Here is a 22,172-nt window from a genome sequence, read left to right as displayed (position 1 = left end):
GACTGTGCTGGTAGCACTAGCTCACCACCACTGGCACCTCGATGCCTGAATGCGCGGGGGCGAGTCCACGCGATTACCAAAGCTCAGTTCTTCGGCGGTGGCGGCGCCAGCACCTCGCGGTTGCCGTTGTGCTGGGGCGCACTGACCACGCCATCCTGCTCCATCTGCTCGATCAGCCGTGCGGCGCGGTTGTAGCCGATGCGCAGGTGCCTTTGCACGCCCGAGATCGAGGCGCGCCGGGTCTGGGTGACGATGGCCACGGCCTTGTCGTAGAGCTGCGTTTCGGCGTCGCCGCCTTCCTCGCCCTCCTGCGGCAGGCCGGCATCGTTGATGAACTTGCCGTCGCCGGTGGCCTGCACTTCCTCCAGCACGCCCTCGATGTACTGCGGTGCGCCCTGCGCCTTCAGCCAGGCCACCACGTGGTGCACCTCGTGGTCGTCGACGAAGGCGCCGTGCACGCGTTCCGGCGTGGCGGTGCCGGGCGGCAGGTACAGCATGTCGCCGTGGCCGAGCAGCGTCTCCGCGCCGCTCTGGTCGAGAATCGTGCGCGAGTCGATCTTGCTGGAGACCTGGAACGCGATGCGGGTGGGGATGTTCGCCTTGATCAGGCCGGTGATCACGTCCACCGACGGGCGCTGGGTGGCCAGGATCAGGTGCACGCCGGCGGCGCGCGCCTTCTGCGCCAGGCGGGCGATCAGTTCTTCCACCTTCTTGCCGACGATCATCATCATGTCGGCGAATTCGTCGATGAAGACCACGATGTACGGCAGCGGCTCCAGCGGCTCGGCGGCGAGGTTCGGCATCTCCGGGTTCGGCCGGAACAGCGGGTCCAGCAGCGGCTGGCCGGCGTTCTCGGCGTCCTTCACCTTCTTGTTGAAACCGGCCAGGTTGCGCACGCCGACGGCGGCCATCAGCTTGTAGCGGCGCTCCATCTCGGCCACGCACCAGCGCAATGCGTTGGCGGCTTCCTTCATGTCGGTGACCACCGGCGCCAGCAGGTGCGGAATGCCCTCGTATACCGAGAGTTCCAGCATCTTCGGGTCGATCATGATCATCCGCACGTCTTTCGGGCTGGCCTTGTACAAGAGGCTCAGCACCATCGCGTTGACCGCCACCGACTTGCCGGAACCGGTGGTACCGGCCACCAGCAGGTGCGGCATCTTGCCCAGGTCGACCACCACCGGCTTGCCGCCGATGTCCTTGCCCAGCGCCAGCGACAGCGGCGACCTGGTCTGGTCGTACTTGTCCGAGCGCAGGATCTCGGAGAGATACACGATCTGCTTGTGCGTGTTGGGAATCTCCAGGCCGATCACATTCTTGCCGGGGATCACGTCGACCACGCGCACGCTGACCACCGACAGGCCGCGTGCGATGTCCTTGTCCAGGCTGGACACCTGCGAGCCGCGGATGCCCGGCGCCGGCTCCATCTCGAAGCGGGTGATCACCGGGCCCGGATAGGCGCCGACCACCTTCACGTCGATCCTGAAATCCTTCAGCTTGAACTCGACCTGGCGCGAGAGCACCTCGAGCGTTTCCTCGGAATAGCCCGGCCCCTGCGGCGGCGCCTCGTCCAGCAGCGACAGCGGCGGCAGTTCGCCCGGCGCGGCCGCACCGGTGAACAGCGGGATCTGGGTTTCCAGGCGTGCCCGCTCGCTCTTGGTCACCGGCGCCGGCGCGGCCTCGATGCGCACCGGCTCGCGTTTGGCCTGGCGCACCGCGTCGGCCTTCTTTACCACCTCGCGTTCGGTGCGCGCCTGCCGCGCGGCCAGCACCTGCGGCGCCTCGCGCAGCTTGCCGCGGATCCAGCCGGCCAGCCGGAGCACGCCCTGGCCGGTCCAGTCCATCAGCTTGAACCAGGACAGCCCGGTGGCCAGGGTCACCGCGACCAGGAACAGTGCCAGCAGCAGCAGCGGCGCGCCCTTGTCGCCGAAGGCGCCGAGCAGGGCACTGCCCACCCACACGCCGATGATTCCGCCCACGCCCTGCGGCAGCACCGGCTCGTCGTGGAAATTGAGGTACAACAGCGCCGGCCCGGTGATGAAGAAGAACACGAAGCCGATCAACCGCAACGCCGGTTCCCACGGGTGCACCGCCCGCTCCTCGCCGCGCTGGCGCAACACCTGCACGCCCAGCAGCAACAGCAGCAACGGGAAGCAGTAGGCGACCAGGCCGAAGATCCAGCGCAGCAGGTCAGCGATGTAGGCGCCCACCGTGCCGCCGAAATTGTGCGCATGTTCCAGCCGGCCGGCGTTGGTCCAGCTGGGGTCATGCGGGTTGTAGCTGAACAGGCACGCCAGCAGGTACAGCGCCAGCGGCAGCAGCAGCAGGGCGCCGGCTTCGCGCAGCCGGCGCTTCAGCTCCTCGCTGAGTCCTTCCTTCGGTTGTTGCCTTGCATTCGTGCTGCGCGCCACTCTTGGTATTCCTTTCCTGCCCAAGGTCAGAGCATACCTTGCAGCGCGGGGTGCACCAGCTTGCCGCCGTCGACATTGATGCCGCTGTTCAGCGGGGCGAACTGGCGCCATTCGCTGCCTGCAGCCAGTCGCTGCACGTACGGCAGGATCGCGGCGGAGATCGCCAGCGACGAGGTCTGCGGCACCGCGCCCGGCATGTTGGTCACGCAGAAGTGGGTGACGCCGTGCACGTCGTAGGTGGGCTTCTCCCAGGTGGTCGGCTTCGAGGTTTCGAAGCAGCCGCCCTGGTCGATCGCGATATCCACCAGCACACTGCCCGGCTCCATCGTCTTCACCATCGCCTCGGTGACCACGTGCGGTGCCCGGGCGCTCGGGATCAGCACCGCGCCGACCACGATGTCGGCATCGCGCACTTCCTCCGCCACCGACGACCCGTAGGCGTACAGCGCGGTGACATTGGGACCCATCGCCATCATCTCGGCGAGGCGGTCCTGGCGCTTGTCGAACACCACCACGTTGGCGCCGGCAGCCGCGGCCAACGCCGCGGCGTTGCCACCGGCGGCGCCCGCACCGAGCACCACCACCTTGCCGCGCGGAGTGGATGCCATGCCGCCGAGCAGCTTGCCCTTGCCGCCCTGCGGGCGATGCAGCAACGTGGTGCCGAGCTGGGCGGCGATGCGACCGGCGATCACCGACATCGGCAACAGCAGTGGCAGCATGCCGTTCTCGGTCACCGACTCGAACGCCACGGCGGTGAGGCCGATGTCGAGCAGCCGGCGGGTCAGCTCGGGCTCGGCGGCCAGGTGCAGGTAGCAGAACAGCAGGTGGTACTTCCTCAGCAGGGCCAGGTCGCCGGCGATCGGTTCCTTCACCTTGACGATCAGCTCGCCGGCCTCGTACAGCGCGGCGGCGTCCGCCACCACCGTGATCCCTTCCCTGGCATAGGCTTCGTCGGCAAAACCGCTGTTCAGGCCGGCGCCGGACTGGATGAACACCTCGTGGCCGCGGCGCGCCAGGTCGGCGGCAGCAGCGGGAATCAGGGCGACGCGCCCTTCCATCGTCTTGGTTTCGCAGGGAATGCCGATGCGCATGGAGAAGGAATCCAGTGGAAGGTTGAACCCATCGCGCCATCGCCGCGGCCGTGCCGCCGATCTGCCGATGCCTTGAATCGGTGCCGCGTATTCCCCATTCTTCCCGGGTCGTGCGCTCCGTCGTCTTCGCCGCTGCAGCCCAGGATGAAACGGTTGCAGGGCTTGGAACGAATAGCCACCCGAGTCCCAGAAAGCCCAAGGATATAACCATGAGCCCCCCCAAACACAGCCGCCTGCTGATCCTCGGCTCCGGCCCCGCCGGCTACACCGCCGCGGTGTACGCAGCCCGCGCCAACCTCAAGCCGACGATGATCACCGGCCTGCAGCAGGGCGGCCAGCTGATGACCACCACCGACGTGGACAACTGGCCGGGCGACGTCGAGGGCCTGCAGGGTCCGGCGCTGATGCAGCGCATGGCCGAGCACGCCGAGCGCTTCCACACCGAGATGATCTTCGACCATATCCACACGGTGGACCTGAAGCAGCGTCCGTTCCGGCTCAAGGGCGACTCCGGCGAGTACACCGCGGACGCGATGATCATCGCCACCGGCGCCACCGCCAAGTATCTCGGCATCGAGAGCGAGGAGAAGTTCAAGGGCAAGGGCGTGTCCGCCTGCGCCACCTGCGACGGCTTCTTCTTCCGCGACCAGGACGTGGTGGTGATCGGCGGCGGCAACACCGCGGTCGAGGAAGCGCTGTACCTGGCCAACATCGGCCGCAAGGTCTACCTGGTGCACCGCCGCGACAAGCTGCGCGCCGAGAAGATCATGCAGGACAAGCTGTTCGAGAAGGCGGCCGCTGGCAAGATCGAGCTGGTCTGGAACCACGCCATCGACGAGGTGCTCGGCGACCATACCGGCGTCACCGGCGTTCGCGTGAAGGACGTCAACTCCGGCGCCACCCGCGACATCGCCGCCACCGGCTTCTTCGTGGCGATCGGCCATACGCCGAACACCGGCATCTTCGAAGGCCAGCTCGAGATGCACGACGGCTACATCAAGATCCATAGCGGCCAGCAGGGCATGGCCACGATGACCTCGGTGCCCGGCGTGTTCGCCGCCGGCGATGTGGCCGACCACATCTACCGCCAGGCGGTCACCTCGGCCGGCTTCGGCTGCATGGCCGCGCTGGACGCCGAACGCTGGCTGGACCAGCAGACGCCGGTCGGCTGATGAAGCAGGAATGAGTGGAGAGGAGTGAGGAACGAACGGTGGCATGGACCGTACCGCTCGTTCCACTCTCCATGCCATGCACCAGATCCGCTTCCACGACGCGATCGCCGAACTGCCTGCCGCGGAATGGGACGCCTTGCGCGCCGAGGCGAACCCGTTCGTGTCGCATGCCTTTCTCGCGACGCTGGAAGACACCGGCTGCATCCGCCTCAACCGGGGCTGGCAGGCGCATCACCTGGGCCTGTACGAAAGCGGCCGCCTGCTGGCCGCCGCGCCGCTGTACCTGAAGGGCAACTCGCACGGCGAATTCGTGTTCGACTGGAGCTGGGCGCGCGCCTGGGAGCGCGCCGGCGGCGAGTATTACCCGAAGCTGCTTTGCGGCGTGCCCTACTCGCCGGTGCCCGGCCCGCGCCTGCTGGCAGGCAGCGGCGAACGCAGGCCGCAACTGCAGCGTGCGCTGGTCGATGCCATGCGTGGCGAAGCCGCGCGACTGGGGCTGTCGTCGGTGCACGCCAACTTCCTGCAGGCCGCCGAACTCGCCGCGTTCGGCCATGACTGGCTGGCGCGCTCGGACGTGCAGTTCCACTGGCACAACCGCAGCTACCGTGATTTCCCGGACTTCCTCGCCGCGCTCAGCCACAAAAAGCGCAAGAACATCCTGCACGAGCGCCGCCAGGTGGCGGCGAGCGGGCTGGCCATCGAGTGGCGCGGCGGCGACACGCTCGACGACGACGAGTGGCGCCGCGTGCATGCGCTGTATGAGGCCGCCTTCGACGCCAAGGGCAACCACGCGGCGCTGACCGCGGCGTTCTTCCGCCGGCTCGGCGGGCTGGGCGCCACTGCGCAGCTGGCGCTCGCCCGGCACGATGGGGGCATCGTGGCGATGGCGTTGTTCGTGCAGGGCGGCAACGTGCTGTACGGCCGCTACTGGGGCGCCGCGGTGGACGTGCCCGGCCTGCATTTCGAGCTGTGCTACTACCGCGGCATCGAATACGCGATCACACATCGGCTCGATCGATTCGAACCCGGCGCGCAGGGCGAGCACAAGCTGGCGCGCGGCTTCCTGCCGGCACGCACGCATTCGCGCCACTACCTGGTGAATCCGGATTTCCGTGGCGCCGTGGCCACGGCGCTTGCCAGCGAGGCCGAAGCGGTCGACGCTTATGCCGCCGAGCTGCAGGACCACAGCCCCTACGCCGATCGCGGCCACCCGGAACGATGATGCGCCTGCCGCTGTTGGACCCCGACGAGCCGGATCGCTTTCCCGATCCGGACCACGCGCAGGCCGAGCCGAACGGACTGCTCGCGTTCGGCGGCGACCTGTCGCCGCGGCGGTTGCTGGCGGCGTACCGGCAGGGCATCTTCCCGTGGTTCGGCGAGGGCGAGCCGATCCTGTGGTGGTCGCCCGACCCGCGTTGCGTGTTCCGCACCGCGACGCTGCGGATCAACCGCAGCCTGCGCCGCCAGCTCCGGGACAAACCATGGCGGCTCAGCGTCGACCACGCCTTCGAGCAGGTCATCCGCGCCTGCGCCGCACCGCGCGCCAACGACTCCGGCACTTGGCTGGTGCCGGCGATGCTCGACGCCTACGTGCGGCTGCACCAGCTGGGCCATGCCCACAGCGTCGAGGTGTGGGACGGCGAACGGCTGGTCGGCGGCATCTACGGCGTGGCGGTCGGCCGGCTGTTCTGCGGCGAATCGATGTTCAGCGCCGAAAGCGGCGGCTCGAAGCTGGCCCTGGCCGCGCTGGCGCAGCTGCTGCACGGGATGGATTTCCCGCTGCTCGACGCCCAGGTCAGCAACGCGCACACGCTCGGCCTCGGCGCGATCGAGGTGCCGCGCATGGAGTTCCTGCGGCAGGTCGCGCAACTCGGCCGGATGCCCGGGCTGGCCGGCAGCTGGGCCGACTTCACGCCGCGGCTGCTGCAGCCCGGCGCCGGCGGCTGAACTGTCAGCCGGCCCGCGCGGTGTACTTGCGCGCCACGTAATCGTCGAGGATGCCCACGAACTCGTTGGCGATGTTGTCGCCGCGCAGGGTCATCGCCTTCTCGCCGTCGATGAACACAGGCGCCGCCGGCGCCTCGCCATTGCCCGGCAACGAGATGCCGATGTTGGCGTGCTTGGACTCCCCCGGGCCGTTGACGATGCAGCCCATCACCGCCAGGGTGAGGTTCTCCACGCCGTCGTACTTGATGCGCCACACCGGCATCTGCTCGCGCACGTGTTCCTGCACGGTCTTGGCCAGTACCTGGAAGAACTCGCTGGTGGTGCGGCCGCAGCCCGGGCAGGCGGTGACCAGCGGGGTGAACGAGCGCAGGCCCATGGTCTGCAGCAGCTCCTGCGCCACGATCACCTCGCCGGTACGAGAGGCGCCCGGCTCCGGCGTCAGCGAGATGCGGATGGTGTCGCCGATGCCTTCCTGCAACAACACGGCGAGAGCTGCGCTGGACGCAGTGATGCCCTTGGAACCCATGCCGGCCTCGGTCAGGCCGAGGTGCAGCGCGTAGTCGCAGCGCGCGGCCAGGTCGCGGTACACAGCGATCAGCTCCTGCACGCCGGAGACCTTGCACGACAGGATGATGCGCTCGCGCGGCAGGCCGATCTTCTCGGCCAGCGTGGCCGAATCCAGCGCCGAGCGGATCAGCGCCTCGCGCGCCACGTGCGAGGCGTCCCACGGCTCGGCGCGGCGCGCGTTCTCGTCCATCAGCGCGGTGAGCATGCCCTGGTCCAGCGAACCCCAGTTGGCGCCGATGCGCACCGGCTTGCCGTACTGGATCGCCTTCTCGATGATCGCCCCGAACTGGCTGTCCTTCTTCTTGCCGAAGCCGACGTTGCCGGGGTTGATGCGGTACTTCGCCAGCACCTCGGCGCAGGCCGGCTCCCGCTCCAGCAGCTGGTGGCCGTTGTAGTGGAAGTCGCCGACGATCGGCACCTCCACCCCCATCATCGCCAGCCGCTCGGCGATCCGCGGCACCGCGGCGGCGGCGGCCGGCGTGTTGACCGTGATGCGCACCAGCTCGGAGCCGGCGCGGGCCAGCTCGGCGATCTGTTTCGCGGTGCCGGCCGGATCCTCGGTGTCGGTGTTGGTCATCGACTGCACCACCACCGGCGCTCCGCCGCCCACCGTCACCTTGTCGATCCGTACGGCCACGCTGGGCCGGCGTAGCGCCGGCGCGGCCGGACGCGGTTTCTGTACAGCGATCTCACTCATGGAATCAACCGGAATGCAGGCTGCGACGGCTCGCAGCGATGCAACAAGGATACCCGATCGCACCCGTCGTCCTGTGACAAATCGGCACACACTGGCGCCGCCAGGACACGCACCGGATCGGGCGGCTCCGGCTCCGGCACCGGCGACGGCATCGCCATGAAATGCCTGCACAATCCCTCGACGCGCCGTTCGCCACTATCGGGCGTCCGCCCGCGGCGGGGCTGCCGCAGGGGCCACCAGGGGGACAGGGGCGGATTGCCGCAGTCGCTTGATCGAAGTCACGATGGCCGTCCATGCTTCGCGCCAGAATGCGCCGATATCTTCCCGGGGAAGTCCATGCCGAACACCGAGTACTACAACGACAAGGTCGTGCGCCAGTTCCTGCTGGCCGCCGCCGTATGGGGCATCATCGGCATGTCGGTGGGTGTGTACATCGCCGCCGAGCTGATGTGGCCAGCGCTCAATTTCAACTTGCCATGGATCACCTTCAGCCGGCTGCGCCCCGACCACACGTTCGGCGTGATCTTCGCCTTCGGCGGCTCGGCGCTGATGGGCACCTGCTACTACGTGGTGCAGCGTACCGGCCATGCCCGGCTGGCCTTCGGCAAACTGGCCGGGTTCACGTTCTGGGGCTGGCAACTGGTCTGCGTGCTGGCGATGACCACGATGCCGCTGGGCATCACCCAGAGCAAGGAATACGCCGAACCGGAATGGTTCGTCGACATCCTGATCGCGGTGGTGTGGGTGAGCTTCGGCGTGGTGTTCTTCGGCAGCCTGGCGCGCCGGCGCATCAAGCACATCTACGTGGCGAACTGGTACTACGGCGCGTTCATCATCGCGGTAGGCCTGCTGCACATCGTCAACAACCTCGCCATTCCGGTGTCGATGACCAAGTCCTACCCGATCTACTCCGGCGTGGTCGACGCGATGGTGCAGTGGTGGTACGGCCACAACGCGGTGGCGTTCTTCCTCACCGCCGGCTTCCTCGGCATGATGTACTACTTCGTGCCGCGCCAGGCGCAGCAGCCGCTGTGGAGCTACCGCTTCTCGATCGTCAATTTCTGGGCGCTGATCTCGGTCTACATGTGGGCCGGCTCGCACCACCTGATGTATACCGCGCTGCCCGACTGGGTGCAGTCGGTCGGCATGGCGTTCTCGCTGGTGTTGCTGATGCCCAGCTGGGGCTCAGCGGCCAACGGCCTGCTCACCTTCAACGGCTCCTGGTACCGGCTGAAGAACGACCCCGCGGCAAAGTTCATGGTGATGGCGCTGGTGTTCTACGCCGCCGCCACCTTCGAGGGCTCGATGATGGCGATCAAGACGGTCAACTCGCTGTCGCACTACACCGACTGGACGATCGCCCACGTGCATTCCGGCTCGCTCGGCTGGGTCGCGATGATCACCATCGGCTCGCTGTACGCGATGGCGCCGCGCGCGCTGGGTCGCCCGGAGATGTATTCGCACAAGGGCATGGAAGTGCATTTCTGGCTGCACATGATGGGCACCCTGCTGTACGTGGGCGCGATGTGGACCGCCGGCGTCACCGAAGGCCTGATGTGGCGCGCCACCCAGCCCGACGGCGCGCTCACCTACGGCTTCCTGGACAGCCTGATCGCGATCAAGCCGATGTACCTGATCCGCTGGATGGGCGGCGTGCTGATCCTGTCGGGCATGGTGGTGATGGCGTGGAACCTGTGGCACACCGCAGCGGACGCGCGGGCACGGCTGATCAAGCCGATCCCGGTGCCGGTGCCCGAACCCGTGCCGCACCAGGTGCCGGCTCCCCTACCCGCCGCCGGTTGAGAGGGGGCTGACTGATGCGCTCGTCCGTGATCGCCGCTTCGATCAAATCCTTCTCGCATGGCGGCAGGCCGCCCCGGCAAATCCAACAGAGGCCATCCATGGCCGCACTTTTCAAGTAGAGCTCATACCATGGCCTACAAGCATTTCGAAGCAATCGAGAAACACGCCGGCCTGCTCGGTATCGGCATCGCGATCATGGTGTCGCTGGGCGGGCTGGCCGAGATCACCCCGTTGTTCGTCGAGGCGCATTCGCTCAAGGCCCCGCCGGGGGTGCACCCGTACGACCCGCTGCGGCTGGCCGGCAAGGACGTCTACGTGCGCGAGGGCTGCTACCTGTGCCATTCGCAGATGATCCGCGCGCTGCGCTTCGAGACCCAGCGCTACGGCCACTACTCGGTGGCCTCCGAGTCGGTCTACGACCGTCCATTCCAGTGGGGTTCCAAGCGCACCGGCCCGGACCTGGCCCGCGTCGGCGGCAAGTATTCCGACGACTGGCAGCGCATGCACCTGATGAACCCGCGCCAGGTCGTGCCGCAGTCGAACATGCCCGGCTACCCGTGGCTGGCCGACAGGAAAATCGATGCCGCCGACATCCAGGCACGCATGCGCGTCCTGCGCAAACTGGGCGACCCCTACTCCGATGCCGACATCGCCGCTGCGCCTGCCGCCGTGGAAGGCAAGACCGAGATGGAGGCGCTGATCGCATACCTGCAGGGCCTCGGCATCCGCAACGAACCCGATCCCGCCGCCGCGCCGGCCAGCACCGGGGGTGCGCCATGAGCCCGGTGTGGGGGCATGTCGCCGGGGTGCTGATCCTGCTGATGATGTTCAGCTTCATCGGCATCTGGGTCTGGGCGTGGCGCAAGTACCACAAGCCCGTGTTCAACCGCATGGCGCGCCTGCCGATGGAAGACGAGCCTGAAACCGACGTCGAGGAGGATCGCCCGTGAGCACAGGATGGTCGTTTTGGGTGATGTTCCTGGTGGTGCTCAACATGGGCATCACGTTCTTCCTGTACCTGTGGGGACCGCGCGCGAAGATCCCCACCCTGCCCGACGGCACCAGCGGCCACGTCTGGGCCCATGGCGTGCTGCGCGAGGGCGTGCGCCCGTTGCCGATGTGGTGGGTGCTGTTCTCCGGTGCGATGTTCGTCGCCGGCTTCATCTACCTGGCGCTGTTCCCCGGCTTCGGCAACTTCAAGGGCGTGCTCGGCTGGACCTCGCACGGCGAACTGGCCAGGCATGTGGCCGCCAACCGGGCCGAGCTGGCACCGCTGATGGACCGCTTCAAGCTGTATTCGGTCGAGCAGCTGGCCGGCGACCCTGACGCGCTGCAGATGGGCAAGGTGCTGTTCGAGGACAACTGCGCCGCCTGCCACCAGCGCAGCGCGAAAGGCAACGTGGCGCTCGGCGCCCCCGACCTCACCGACAACGACTGGCTCTACGGCGGCAGCGGCAGCGACATCACCACCTCGATCCACGACGGCCGCAGCGGCGTGATGCCGCCGTGGGCCAGCCTGGGCGCGGACAACGTGAAGAACCTGGCACAGTACGTGCTCAGCCTGTCCGGTTCGCCGCACGACGCCGCCAAGGCCGCCGCCGGCCAGCCGCTGTTCGCCACCTGTGCCGCCTGCCACGGCGCCGACGGCAAGGGCAACCAGGCGCTGGGCGCGCCCAATCTCACCGACCACATATGGCTGCACGGCGGCAGCGTGGCCGACATCGAGAAGACCATCGGCGAAGGTCGCCAGGGCCACATGCCGGCGTGGAGCCCGCGTCTGTCCGACGAGCAGATCCACGTGCTCGCCGCCTACGTCTACCACCAGTCGCACCAGACCAGCGATGCCAGCCGCCAATGATCCGGCCATCCGCAGCACCTCGACCTGGTATCGCCAGCCGGTGCTGTGGCTCGGCATCGCCGTCTTCCTGGCGTCGCTGGCCGGCTGCGTCTGGATGATCGTGCTCGGCGCCCGCCACGCCGACACGCCGCTGGACACCCCGCATACCGTGTTCGGCGTGCCGGTCGCGCCGCACAGCGCCGCCAGACCGCACGGGCCGCCCCCGGCTCCGGCGCGATGAACGCGAATGCGGCATGGGCTCACCCGCAGCTCGCCGCGCAGGTGGTGCGCACCCGCCGCGATGGCGGCAGCGAAGTCGCCTTGCGGGTCGAGTCGCTGCACGACCCGCGTCAGGTGCTGTGGCTGGAGCAGCGGATCCGCGCCCTGCCCGGCGTGCGGCGCGTCGCCATCGACCGGCCGGCCCGACGCGTGCGGGTGGTGTGGGACGCCCAGGGCACCTCGCTGCCGACCCTGCTCGACAATTTCGACGCCGCACACTGCCCGGCGCAGCCGCTGCAGCACGACAGCATCGACGATGCCCGCTCGCAGGAGCAGCACGACGCGCTGAAGCGCCTGCTGGTGGCCGGCATGTGCTCGATGCAGGTGATGACGTACGCCTTCGTGATCTACATCGGGGTGGTCGATTTCGTCGACTTCAGCACGCGCAACCTGTTCCGCTGGCTCGGCCTGCTGACCAGCCTGCCGGTGGTGTTCTACTCGGCGCAGCCATTCTTCACCGGCGCCGTGCGCGAGCTGCGCGAGCGCCGGCTCGGCATCAACCTGCCGGTGGCGCTGGCGGTGGTGCTGGTATTCGCGGCCAGCACGTTCAACACGCTGCGCGGCAGCGGCGAGATCTACTTCGACTCGGTGACCATGTTCGTGTTCCTGCTGCTCGGCGGGCGCTACCTGGAACTGCGCTCGCGCCACCGCAGCGGCGCGCTCGGCGACGCGGTGATCGACGCCACCCCGCTGCTGGCGCAGCGCCGGCGTGCCGACGGCGCGCTGGAAACCGTCGCCGCGATCGCCCTGCTGCCAGGCGATCGCGTGCACATCGCCGAAGGCGCCGCCGTGCCGGCGGACGGCGTGCTGGAAAGCGCCGGCGTGCAGCTGGACGAGGCCTTGCTGTCGGGCGAATCGCGCCCGGTACGGCGCCAGCGCGGCGAGCGGCTGATCGCCGGCAGCCTGCTGCTGTCGGGGCCGGCCGAGCTCTGCGTCGAGCACAGCGGCGCCGCCACCACGGCGGCGCGGCTGGGCACGCTGGCGGCCCGCGCGCGGCAGGCGCGCGTGCCGGCGACGCCGGGCGACCACGAGGTCGGCCGTTTTGTCGCACGCGTGCTGTTGCTCACCGTGCTCACCGCGCTGGGCTGGCTGCTGGTCGATCCCGCCCGCGCGTTCGAGGCCGCGGTGGCGGTGCTGGTGGTGGCCTGTCCCTGTTCGTTCGCGCTGGCCCGGCCGGCCGCGCTGACCCGCGCGCTCGGCGTGCTGGCCACGCGCGGCGTGCTGGTCACCGACGGCAAGGCGCTGGCCACGCTGGCCCAGGTCGACTACGCGCTGTTCGACAAGACCGGCACCCTCGGCGTGCCGCAGCTGGATCGCCGCGGCATCGAAACCCTGCGCGGCGACACGCCGGAGCAGGCGCTGCAGCTGGCCGCCGCGCTGGCCCACGAGAGTTCGCACCCGCTGGCCCGCGCGCTCGCCGACGCGGCCCGCCAGCGGTCGCTGCCGCTGCAGGCGCAATCAGTGCGAGTCAGCGCCGGCGCCGGCATCAGCGGCGAGGTCGACGGCCGCGCGCTGCGCCTGGGCCGTGCCGACTTCGCGCTGGCGCCCAGCAGCCACCAGGTGCCGGCCGCGATCGCCGACGCGCTGGTGCTGGCCGACGCCGTCGGCGCTATCGCCGCCTTCCACCTCGCCGAGCAGCCGCGCGCCGAGGCCCGTCACCTGCTCGACGCGCTGCGCGCCGACGGCGTCGCCGTCGCCATCGCCAGCGGCGACCACGCCGCCCGCGTGGCCGCGCTGGCCGACCGGCTCGACATCGCCGACCGCCACGCGCGGCAGTCGCCCGAGGACAAGCTGGCCCGGCTGCAGGCGGCGCACACCGCCGGCCACATCACCCTCGCCGTGGGCGACGGCAGCAACGACGCCCCGGTGCTGGCCGGCGCCGACGTCTCCGCCGCGCTGGCCTCGGGCACCGAACTGGCACAGGCCCACGCCGACCTGCTGCTGCTCGACGGCCACCTCGACAGCCTGGCCGATGCCCGCGCGATCGCCCGCCAGGTGCAGCGGGTGATGCTGCGAGGGCGGCGCTGGTCGCTGTGGTACAACCTGGGCGCGGTACCGTTCGCGGCGTTCGGCCTGGTGACGCCGTGGTTGGCCGCGATCGGCATGTCGCTGAGCTCGCTGCTGGTGGTGCTTTACGCGCTGCGCGTCGGCGGCGGCGACAACGCCGGCCAGGCCGGCAACTCCGGCCCCACGCTGCGCACGCGCGAGCTGCGCGCATGAACATCCTGCTGGTGCTGATCCCGGTCACCACGCTGATCGTGGGGGTCGGGGTGTGGTTGTTTTTCTGGGCGGTCAACCACCAGCAATTCGACGACCTGGACAGCCCCGCCGTGCTGCCGCTGCTGGACGATCCGCCGACGGCGGATCCGGCCGCGCCGCCGACCGCCGCGGACAAGCCCGCCGACGATCCACTCGCGCCAGCGCCGTAGCGGCGAGCCAAGACGCGACGCACCCCGCGCGGTCGGCACCTGCAGCGGCCATCGCCTACACTCGGGCCATGCCCATGCCGCTGATCCCCTCCACCCCGAGCCGTCTGCTCGCCGAACAGGCGTTGAGCCGCACCGCGGGCGCGCCGCTGCTCGGCGGCAACGCGGCCGAATGGCTGATCGACGCCGCGGCGCACTACGACGCCTGGCTCGCCGCGATCCGCGGCGCGCGCGGCCGCGTGCTGCTGGAGAACTACATCATCCGCGACGACGAGGTGGGTCGCGCGTTCCGCGACGCCCTGGTGGAGCGGGCGCAGGCCGGCGTGTCCGTCGCGGTGGTGGTCGACTGGCTCGGCTGCCTGGGCCAGTCGCGCAGCGCGTTCTGGGCGCCGCTGCGCGCGGCCGGCGGCGAGGTGCGGGTGTTCAATCCGCCACAACTGGGCCAGCCGTTCGGCTGGATCAGCCGCGACCACCGCAAGCTGCTGGTGGTCGACGGCATCCAGGGTTTCCTCTCCGGTGTGTGCATCAGCGCGAAGTGGCTGGGCGACCCGCGACGCAACGTGCCGCCATGGCGCGACACCGGCGTGGCCCTGCGCGGCCCGGCGGTGGCCGAGCTGGAGGCCGCGTTCGCGCAGAGCTGGGCCGAGACCGGGCCGGCGCTGGCGCCGTTCGCCGTGCAGCCGGACGCGGCCGCGCCGGCCGGCGAGGTGGCGCTGCGGGTGATCGCCACCCAGCCATCCACCGCCGGCATGTACCGGCTCGACCAGCTGATCGCCTCGATGGCACGCAGGACGCTGTGGCTCACCGACGCGTACTTCGTCGGCCTGGCGCCGTACGTGCAGGCGCTGGTGGCGGCGGCGCGCGACGGCGTGGACGTGCGCCTGCTGGTGCCGGGCAGCAGCGACATCCCGGTGGTGGCAGGCATGTCGCGCGCGGGCTACCGGCCGCTGCTGAAGGCCGGCATCCGCGTGTTCGAGTGGAACGGCTCGATGCTGCACGCGAAGACCGCGGTGGCGGACGGCCAGTGGGCGCGGGTCGGCTCCTCCAACCTCAACATCGCCAGCTGGCTGGGCAACCGCGAGATCGACGTGGCGATCGAGGACGCCGGCCTCGCCACGCAGCTCGCCGCGCAATACGAACAGGACCTGGGCAACGCCACCGAGATCGTGCTGGCGACGCGCCGCCGCCGGCACGGCAACGGCAGCCGCGAACAGGTACGCAGCAGCGCGGCGCGGCCGCTGCGGGTGCGCCACGGCGGCGGCAGTTCCGGCCGCGCCGCCGCCGGTGCCCTGCGCATCGCCAACAGCGTCGGCGCCGTGCTGGCCAACCGTCGCGTGCTCGGCGACACCGGCAGTGGCCCGCTGTCCATCGCCACCCTGGCACTGGTCGTGCTGGCGGTAGTGGCCTTCCTGTGGCCCGCCTGGATCGGCTGGCCGCTGGGCGCCTTCGCCGCCTGGCTTGCCTTCAACCTCGGCATCCGCGCATGGCGCGTACGACGGCGGCACCAGCGCGAGCTGCGCGAAGCTGGCGACGACTGAAGCTCCGCGCTTCAGGCTGTTCCTGCACTTCACGCGTCAAGCGGATGTTTTCTCACGACTTGATACCGACCGCATGCTAGGCTCGCGCTCTTATGCAAGCGCCGTTCGACGACTCCACGCCACGCCACGTCCTCACCCCCAGCTCGCTCAACCGGCTGGTGCGCGACCTGCTGGGCGATGCGTTGCCGCTGGTGTGGATCGAGGGCGAGCTGTCGAACGTGGCCAAGCCTGCCTCCGGCCACCTGTACTTCACCCTCAAGGACAGCGGTGCCCAGGTGCGCTGCGCGATGTTCAAGCCGAAGGCCGCCGCGCTGCGCTTCCGGCCGGCCGACGGCATGCAGGTGCTGCTGCGCGCCAAGGTCGGCCTGTACGAGCCGCGCGGCGAGTTCCAGCTGGTCGCCGAATACATGGAGCCGGCCGGCGAGGGCGCGCTGCAGCGCGCGTTCGAGCAGCTCAAGGCCAGGCTCGATGCCGAGGGCCTGTTCGACGCCGCGCGCAAGCGTCCCCTGCCCCGCTTTGCGCGGCGCATCGGCGTGATCACGTCGGCCACCGGCGCGGCGATCCGCGACGTGCTCAGCGTGCTGGCACGGCGCTGGCCGCTGGCCGAGGTCGAGGTGCTGCCGGTACCGGTGCAAGGCCGCGAGGCGCCGCCGGCAATCGTGGCGATGCTGCGCAAGGCATCAAGCAGCGCGCGCTACGACGTGCTGCTGCTGACCCGCGGCGGCGGCTCGCTGGAAGACCTGTGGGCGTTCAACGAGGAAGCCGTGGCGCGGGCGATCCACGCCAGCACGGTGCCGGTGGTCTCCGCGGTGGGCCATGAGATCGACTTCAGCATCGCCGACTTTGTGGCCGACCTGCGCGCACCCACGCCATCGGCGGCGGCCGAGCTGCTGGTACCCGACGCGGCGGCGACCGCCCGCCACCTGCGGCAGTTGCAGCAGCGCGTGGCCACCCTGCAGCAACGCCGGCTGCAGGCACTGGCGCAACGTGTCGACCACCTGTTCGCGCGGCTGCAGGCACAGCGCCCGCAGGCGCGGCTGCAACGCGACCGCGAACGGCTGCAGAATCTGCAGCGCCGCCTCACCGTCGTGCTGCGCGAGCAAACCCAGCTGCACCGCACACGGCTGGAGCGGCTGCATGCGCGTCTGCTGGCACAGCATCCGCGCGCGCGCTTGCCGCTGCTGACGCACCGCCTGACCGAACATGACCTGCGCCTGCGGCGCGCAATCGCGCACATCCTCGAACGCCGGCAGACCGCGCTGCGCCACGCCGGCCACGCACTGCACGCGATCAGCCCGCTGGCCACGCTGGAACGCGGCTACGCGATCCTGTTCGACGCGGACGGCCAGGTGCTGCGTTCGGTGCAGGGTGTCGAACCCGGCGATGCGCTGCGCGCTCGATTGGCCGATGGGGAATTGGCGTTGCGGGTCGAAGGACAGTGCGAGGCTACGAAGCTGCGTGAATGAGTGTGCTTGACGCCATTCTGGCGTTCTGTCTTTCGATTCACGCCTCGGCGGATGTATCCGCCACACTCCATGGCTTGGCTGATCGCAGCAGATCAGCGGGCAGCATTCACTCCGCTTAACATCGGCCCAACGCACACTAAAACAACCTTTACTATCATAATGTTACGATCGACTCTTTAGTAATGGCAAGCGAAGGGGCAAGGGCAGAATGCAATAGGCGCAGAGACTATACCTCAACCGGCTTGACGTAGCACATTCGTGCTACATTGGCCCCGGGTCAACTACTCAAATTCACATGTCCACCACGACCATCCGCCTGCCCGACGCCCTGAAGTCCCGCGTGGCCGCCGCCGCGAAGCAGATGGGCACCACGCCGCACGGTTTCATTCTCGAGGCCATCGCCGAGAAGGCGGAGCTTGCCGAGCGCCGCGCCGACTTCGACGCCGAGGCGGAGCAGCGTTACGCCCGCATCGTCGCCACTGGCAAAACGATTCCGTGGGACGCGATGCGCGGCTATCTGGAGGGCAAGGTCGCCGGCATGGCCGTGCGCCGCCCTGCTCCGCGCAAGCTCGCGAAATAGCCGTGCCTCGCATCGAACTGGCGCCCGAGCTGGGCGGGGATTTCGAACGCATCCTCGATCACCTTGCTGCGCACCAGGCCGCCCACATTGAAGCCCGCTTGCGCGAGATCGTCGCCGCGATCGACGTGCTGGAAGCCAACCCGCTGATCGGGCGACCGGCAGGCAATGGCAAGCGTGAACTGGTGATAGGCAAGGGCCCGCATGGCTATGTGGCCTTGTACCGCTACGTGGAAAGTCTCGACATCGTGTTCGTGCTCGCCGTGCGCGCGCAGAGCGAAGCCGGATTCGCGCACTAGCCCACGCCTCGAAGCGCAGCGCGGCACGGTAACGAGCCGAGCAGTTGTCCCGCCTCACGAGTCCTGAACGCTACCGCACCATATGCTTATCGGATCGCAGCCGCAGGCCAGCGCCATGTTGAACAAGACCTACCCGTACTACCTCGCCAATCGCCCCCAGACCTCGAAGACGATGCTGGACGTCTTCGACAAGTACAGCGGCAAGCTCGCTACCCGCGTCGCCATGCCCGACGCGAAAGCCACTGAAAAGGCGATCGTCTCCGCGGTGCAGGCGGCGAAGCCGATGCGCGAGTTCAAGCCGTGGGCGCGACAGGCGGTGCTGCAGCATTGCGCGACCCGCTTCGTCGAGCGCCGCGATGAGCTGGCCGAGGCGCTGTGCATCGAGGCGGGCAAGCCGATCAAGGATGCCGCCGGCGAAGTGACGCGACTGATCGAGACGTTCCGCATCGCCGCCGAGGAATCCGTGCGGATCAACGGCGAGACGCTGAACCTGGAACTCGCCGCGCGGCTGGACGGCTATCACGGCTACACCAGGCGCGTGCCGATCGGGCCGGTGTCCTTCATCACGCCGTTCAATTTCCCGCTGAACCTGGTCGCGCACAAGGTGGCTCCGGCGATCGCGGCGGGCTGCCCGTTCGTGCTGAAGCCGTCGGAGAAGACGCCGATCGGCGCGCTGGTCATCGGCGAGGTGCTGGCCGAAACCGACCTGCCGCCCGGCGCGTTCTCGATCCTGCCGCTGGACGGTGCGCATGCGGCACCGCTGGTGGAGGACGAGCGCTTCAAGCTGCTCTCCTTCACCGGCGGCCAGGTCGGCTGGCAGCTCAAGGCCCGCGCAGGGCGCAAGAAGGTCACGCTGGAACTGGGCGGTAACGCTGCCTGCATCGTCGACGCCGACCAGGGTCCGAAGCTGGAGAAGGTGGTGGTGCGGCTGATCTTCGGCGCGTTCTACCAGTCCGGCCAGAGCTGCATCGGGGTGCAGCGCATCTATGCCCACGCCGACGTGTACGACGCGCTGAAGCGCAAGCTGGTCGCCGCCACGAGGAAGCTGAAGTCGGGCGACCCGAAGGACAGCAGCGTGTTCCTCGGCCCGATGATCGACGAGGCTGCCGCCGAGCGCCTGCACGGCTGGATTCTCGAGGCGAGGAGGGCCGGCGGGAAGATTCTCTGCGGCGGCAGGCGCAGCGGCAACATGCTCGAGGCCACCCTGATGGAGAACGTGCCGGCCGACGCGAAGGCGAACCGCATGGAGGCGTTCGGGCCGTTCGCCTTGCTCGCCCCGTTCCGGAAGTTCGACGAGGCGATCGCCATGGTCAACGACTCCGATTACGGCCTGCAGGCCGGCATCTTCACCGACCGCCTCGACCATGCGATGCGCGCATGGAACGAGCTGGAACAGGGCGGCGTGATCGTCAACGACATCCCCAGCTTCCGCGTGGACAACATGCCCTACGGCGGCGTGAAGTTGTCCGGCCTGGGCCGCGAGGGCGTGCGCTACGCGATCGAGGACATGAGCGAGGTCCGCCTGATGGTGATGCGCGAGTCCTGATTGCGGGAGCGTGGTGCGTCCCACAGCTCATCGCGTCGTACCAGCCACAAGGGCGGGGGGTACCCGCCGATCCATCGCCGAACAGCCGGCGGGCATTGCCCGCCCTACAGGGCGCCGGGTTTCGTCGCCTGCACGTTCCAGCCCATCGCGTTGTACACGTGGTAGCGCGCGATGCCGGCATACTCGTGCAGGGCCAGGTCGGCCATGGCGAAGTTGTACGACAGCGGCAGCCAGGACCGCATGCCGTCGACGTAGTCGGCGGACACCGGCACGGCGTGGATGCCGAAGTGCGCGAAGTACAGCATGCCGCGGCGCAGGTGGTAACCGGACGACACCAGCAGCACCCGGTCGAAACCGTACGATTTCAGCAACGGGCCGCTGAACTGTGCGTTCTGCCAGGTGTTCATGCTGCGCGTTTCCAGCAGCAGGTCGGCGGCGTCCACGCCAAGCTGTTGCAGGTCGGCGGCGTAGACCGCCGCCTCCGACTGGCCGACCCCGAGCGCATCGCCGCCGCTTGCCTCGACCTTGCACTCGTGCCCGGTCTGCCGGCATGCGCGGTACAGCTCCGCGGCCTTGCTGATGCGCCCGTAGCCGAACAGGCTCGCCTCGACCTCGCCGCTGCCGGCCACCCGCACCGCACCGGCGCCCAGCAGCACGATCGCATTGCGCTGGCCCCAGGCGACCGGTGCCGCTTTCGCATGATCCGATTGCAGTCGCGCGAGCAGCCAGACCGGCAGCGGCCCGCAACCGACCGCCAGCAACAGGACCGTCGCCAATGCCAGCAGCAGGTGGCTGCAGCGGCGCCGTTTCAACAGCCCCAGCACACCGGCAAGCACGATCAGGATCAGCAGCATGTTCGCAGTCATGGACAGGGCCGGTGGAGATGGCGGGGCGCCGATGTCATTATGCCGATGCGCCGCACCGCCGCACGGGCCGGATCGCCATGCGTCACGAGCCCACTGTCGCGGACCCTTGATGGACCGGGCCATTGCACGGGAGCTGAGCCATGACCACCCTCGTCTTCGTCCACGGCTGGAGCGTCACCTCCACCGCCACCTACGGCCAGCTGCCGCGGCAACTGCAGCAGCAGGCCGCCGCGACCGGCCTCGCGCTGACCCTGGCCGACATCTGGCTGTCCGAGTACGTGAGTTTCGACGACGCGGTGACCATGCCCGACCTGGTGCGCGCCTTCGACCACGCGCTGCGCGACCTGCACCTGCTCGACGCCAGCTTCGCCTGCGTCACCCACTCCACCGGCGGCCCGGTGGTGCGCGAGTGGCTGCGCGCGCAACGCGACATGCCGGGTACGCACAGCACGATCCGGCTCAGCCATCTCGTGATGCTGGCGCCGGCCAACTTCGGCTCCGCGCTGGCCCAGCTCGGCAAGAGCACGCTGGGCCGGATCAAGGCGTGGTTCGCCGGCGTGGACCCGGGTCAGCGCATCCTCGACTGGCTGGAACTGGGCAGCGCGGCATCGCTGTCGCTGAACCTCGACCACATTCACGGCGACGACCCGGCCCAGCGCGGCCAGTATCTGTTCGTGCTCACCGGCGACCGGCCCGACCGCGCGCTGTACGACCACCTCAACAGCTACACCGGCGAGGATGGCTCCGACGGCGTGGTGCGCATCGCCGCGGCCAATCTCAACGCCCGGCATGCCGTGCTGTCGCCGCCGTCCGGCGGCAGCGGCGGCGACATACTGGCGCTGAACCTCAGCCACGGCCCGCGCTGCGCGTTCAAGCTGATCGCCGGCGCGGCGCATTCCGGCGACGAACTGGGCATCATGGCCAGCGCCGCACCGGCCACGATGCAGGCGATCCTGCGCTGCCTGCAGGTGCGCAGCGCGAACGATTACGGAGCGCTCTGCGACGCGTTCGAGCATGAGAACGATGCGCGCGATGCCGAAAAAGTGGAGCTGGAACCCGCCGGCCTGTTCGCGCCGCGCGTGCACATCCACGATCCGCGCAGCCTGCTGATCGTGCGGCTCGGCGACGAGGCCGGCGAGCCGCTGACCGGCGCCGGCTTCCTGCTCACCGCCGGCACGCCGGCCAGCCCGGACCTGTTGCCGGAAGGCTTCCTGCTCGACCGCCAGGCGAACTCCAAGCAGCGCACCACCATCTCGCTGTTCCTCGACCACAGCCTGCTCGCCGGCGACGACCGCGTGGCCGACCCGCGCAACAGCCGCAAGACGCTCCGCCCCGCCGTGGCCAGCCGCCAGCCGTACGGCGCCAGCGTGCAACCGCTCGACCTCGGCGGCCTGGTGCACCACGCGCTGGCGCAGAGCGCCCCTGGCGACGACCTGCTCGCCATCCTCGGCCCGCACCAGACCACCGTGCTCGACGTGGTGCTGCCGCGCAAGATCCACGAGGGCGTGTTCCGGCTGACGCGGAACCTCGCACCGGAGGACTTCAGCGAGCCGGTGGCAGGCCCGGTGATCGACTAGTGGACCGTAACGTTTAAATAGGAAGTATCATGGAGTCCTCGGAGGGCACCATGAACTTAACCGAAACTGAAAT

General features: G+C 69.2%; 20 protein-coding genes. 16 read left to right on the top strand and 4 right to left on the bottom strand.

Annotation, left to right across the window (positions count from 1 at the left end; all coding sequences use genetic code 11):
* Positions 1-83: 83 nt before the first annotated feature.
* Together AC1Q5A_RS16520 and ald are read right to left on the bottom strand one after the other, a co-directional pair.
* Positions 84-2,411 carry a DNA translocase FtsK gene (locus tag AC1Q5A_RS16520; RefSeq protein ID WP_492702554.1) on the bottom strand — a complete coding sequence of 776 codons (2,328 nt, stop codon included), beginning with the start codon at positions 2,409-2,411 and terminating at the stop codon, positions 84-86.
* A gap of 26 nt (positions 2,412-2,437) precedes the next feature.
* On the bottom strand, positions 2,438-3,502 hold the full coding sequence (ald, locus tag AC1Q5A_RS16515) for an alanine dehydrogenase (RefSeq protein WP_492702553.1): 1,065 nt from the start codon (positions 3,500-3,502) through the stop codon (positions 2,438-2,440).
* Positions 3,503-3,711: 209 nt separating this feature from the next.
* On the opposite strand from ald, the gene trxB reads away from it, so the two are divergent.
* The 3 genes from trxB (at position 3,712) to aat (ending at position 6,621) form a co-directional block, all read left to right on the top strand.
* The gene (trxB, locus tag AC1Q5A_RS16510) at positions 3,712-4,674 is read left to right on the top strand and encodes a thioredoxin-disulfide reductase (RefSeq protein WP_492702551.1); all 963 of its coding nucleotides are present in this window, start codon (positions 3,712-3,714) and stop codon (positions 4,672-4,674) included.
* Between the two features lie 76 nt (positions 4,675-4,750).
* On the top strand, positions 4,751-5,896 hold the full coding sequence (locus tag AC1Q5A_RS16505; protein WP_492702556.1) for a GNAT family N-acetyltransferase: 1,146 nt from the start codon (positions 4,751-4,753) through the stop codon (positions 5,894-5,896).
* Positions 5,893-6,621 carry a leucyl/phenylalanyl-tRNA--protein transferase gene (gene aat, locus AC1Q5A_RS16500; RefSeq protein ID WP_492702549.1) on the top strand — a complete coding sequence of 243 codons (729 nt, stop codon included), beginning with the start codon at positions 5,893-5,895 and terminating at the stop codon, positions 6,619-6,621. The genes AC1Q5A_RS16505 and aat overlap by 4 nt, the downstream gene beginning before the upstream one ends.
* 4 nt (positions 6,622-6,625) lie before the next feature.
* Here the strand turns inward: aat and ispG are convergent, their stop codons facing one another.
* Positions 6,626-7,885 carry a flavodoxin-dependent (E)-4-hydroxy-3-methylbut-2-enyl-diphosphate synthase gene (gene ispG, locus AC1Q5A_RS16495; RefSeq protein WP_492702547.1) on the bottom strand — a complete coding sequence of 420 codons (1,260 nt, stop codon included), beginning with the start codon at positions 7,883-7,885 and terminating at the stop codon, positions 6,626-6,628.
* A 336-nt stretch (positions 7,886-8,221) separates the two neighbouring features.
* Between ispG and ccoN the strand changes: the two genes are divergently transcribed.
* From ccoN to AC1Q5A_RS16435, 12 genes are all read left to right on the top strand, one after another.
* On the top strand, positions 8,222-9,688 hold the full coding sequence (ccoN, locus tag AC1Q5A_RS16490; protein ID WP_492702545.1) for a cytochrome-c oxidase, cbb3-type subunit I: 1,467 nt from the start codon (positions 8,222-8,224) through the stop codon (positions 9,686-9,688).
* Between the two features lie 129 nt (positions 9,689-9,817).
* On the top strand, positions 9,818-10,468 hold the full coding sequence (gene ccoO, locus AC1Q5A_RS16485; RefSeq protein ID WP_492702543.1) for a cytochrome-c oxidase, cbb3-type subunit II: 651 nt from the start codon (positions 9,818-9,820) through the stop codon (positions 10,466-10,468).
* A complete protein-coding gene (locus tag AC1Q5A_RS16480) occupies positions 10,465-10,638 on the top strand; it encodes a cbb3-type cytochrome oxidase subunit 3 (RefSeq protein WP_492702542.1) in 174 nt (57 codons plus the stop codon). Before ccoO ends, AC1Q5A_RS16480 begins: the two co-directional genes overlap by 4 nt.
* Positions 10,635-11,546, top strand: coding sequence for a cytochrome-c oxidase, cbb3-type subunit III (gene ccoP, locus AC1Q5A_RS16475; protein ID WP_492702541.1), 912 nt, complete (start codon positions 10,635-10,637; stop codon positions 11,544-11,546). The genes AC1Q5A_RS16480 and ccoP overlap by 4 nt, the downstream gene beginning before the upstream one ends.
* Entirely contained in the window at positions 11,530-11,766 is a 237-nt protein-coding gene (locus AC1Q5A_RS16470) for a hypothetical protein (protein WP_492702540.1), read from the top strand. The genes ccoP and AC1Q5A_RS16470 overlap by 17 nt, the downstream gene beginning before the upstream one ends.
* The gene (locus AC1Q5A_RS16465; RefSeq protein WP_492702539.1) at positions 11,763-14,024 is read left to right on the top strand and encodes a heavy metal translocating P-type ATPase; all 2,262 of its coding nucleotides are present in this window, start codon (positions 11,763-11,765) and stop codon (positions 14,022-14,024) included. Before AC1Q5A_RS16470 ends, AC1Q5A_RS16465 begins: the two co-directional genes overlap by 4 nt.
* Entirely contained in the window at positions 14,021-14,233 is a 213-nt protein-coding gene (ccoS, locus tag AC1Q5A_RS16460) for a cbb3-type cytochrome oxidase assembly protein CcoS (protein ID WP_492702538.1), read from the top strand. Before AC1Q5A_RS16465 ends, ccoS begins: the two co-directional genes overlap by 4 nt.
* A gap of 68 nt (positions 14,234-14,301) precedes the next feature.
* A complete protein-coding gene (locus AC1Q5A_RS16455) occupies positions 14,302-15,768 on the top strand; it encodes a phospholipase D-like domain-containing protein (protein WP_492702537.1) in 1,467 nt (488 codons plus the stop codon).
* A 92-nt stretch (positions 15,769-15,860) separates the two neighbouring features.
* Entirely contained in the window at positions 15,861-17,234 is a 1,374-nt protein-coding gene (xseA, locus tag AC1Q5A_RS16450) for an exodeoxyribonuclease VII large subunit (RefSeq protein ID WP_492702536.1), read from the top strand.
* 295 nt (positions 17,235-17,529) lie between these two features.
* Complete coding sequence (locus AC1Q5A_RS16445) at positions 17,530-17,814, top strand: CopG family ribbon-helix-helix protein (RefSeq protein ID WP_492702535.1); 285 nt, start codon at positions 17,530-17,532, stop codon at positions 17,812-17,814.
* A gap of 2 nt (positions 17,815-17,816) precedes the next feature.
* Entirely contained in the window at positions 17,817-18,110 is a 294-nt protein-coding gene (locus tag AC1Q5A_RS16440; RefSeq protein WP_492702534.1) for a type II toxin-antitoxin system RelE/ParE family toxin, read from the top strand.
* 115 nt (positions 18,111-18,225) lie between these two features.
* Positions 18,226-19,656, top strand: coding sequence for an aldehyde dehydrogenase family protein (locus AC1Q5A_RS16435; RefSeq protein ID WP_492702533.1), 1,431 nt, complete (start codon positions 18,226-18,228; stop codon positions 19,654-19,656).
* 104 nt (positions 19,657-19,760) lie between these two features.
* Here the strand turns inward: AC1Q5A_RS16435 and AC1Q5A_RS16430 are convergent, their stop codons facing one another.
* Positions 19,761-20,522, bottom strand: coding sequence for a YdcF family protein (locus tag AC1Q5A_RS16430; RefSeq protein ID WP_492702532.1), 762 nt, complete (start codon positions 20,520-20,522; stop codon positions 19,761-19,763).
* Between the two features lie 140 nt (positions 20,523-20,662).
* Here AC1Q5A_RS16430 and AC1Q5A_RS16425 point away from each other — a divergent pair, with 140 nt between their 5' ends.
* The gene (locus AC1Q5A_RS16425) at positions 20,663-22,099 is read left to right on the top strand and encodes a lipase family protein (RefSeq protein WP_492702530.1); all 1,437 of its coding nucleotides are present in this window, start codon (positions 20,663-20,665) and stop codon (positions 22,097-22,099) included.
* Positions 22,100-22,172: the final 73 nt, after the last annotated feature.

Source organism: Rhodanobacter sp. GW835-FHT13D09, assembly GCF_058793995.1.
The sequence above is the reverse complement of the archived record's forward strand: the minus strand, read 5'-3'. Positions and strand labels throughout refer to the sequence as shown.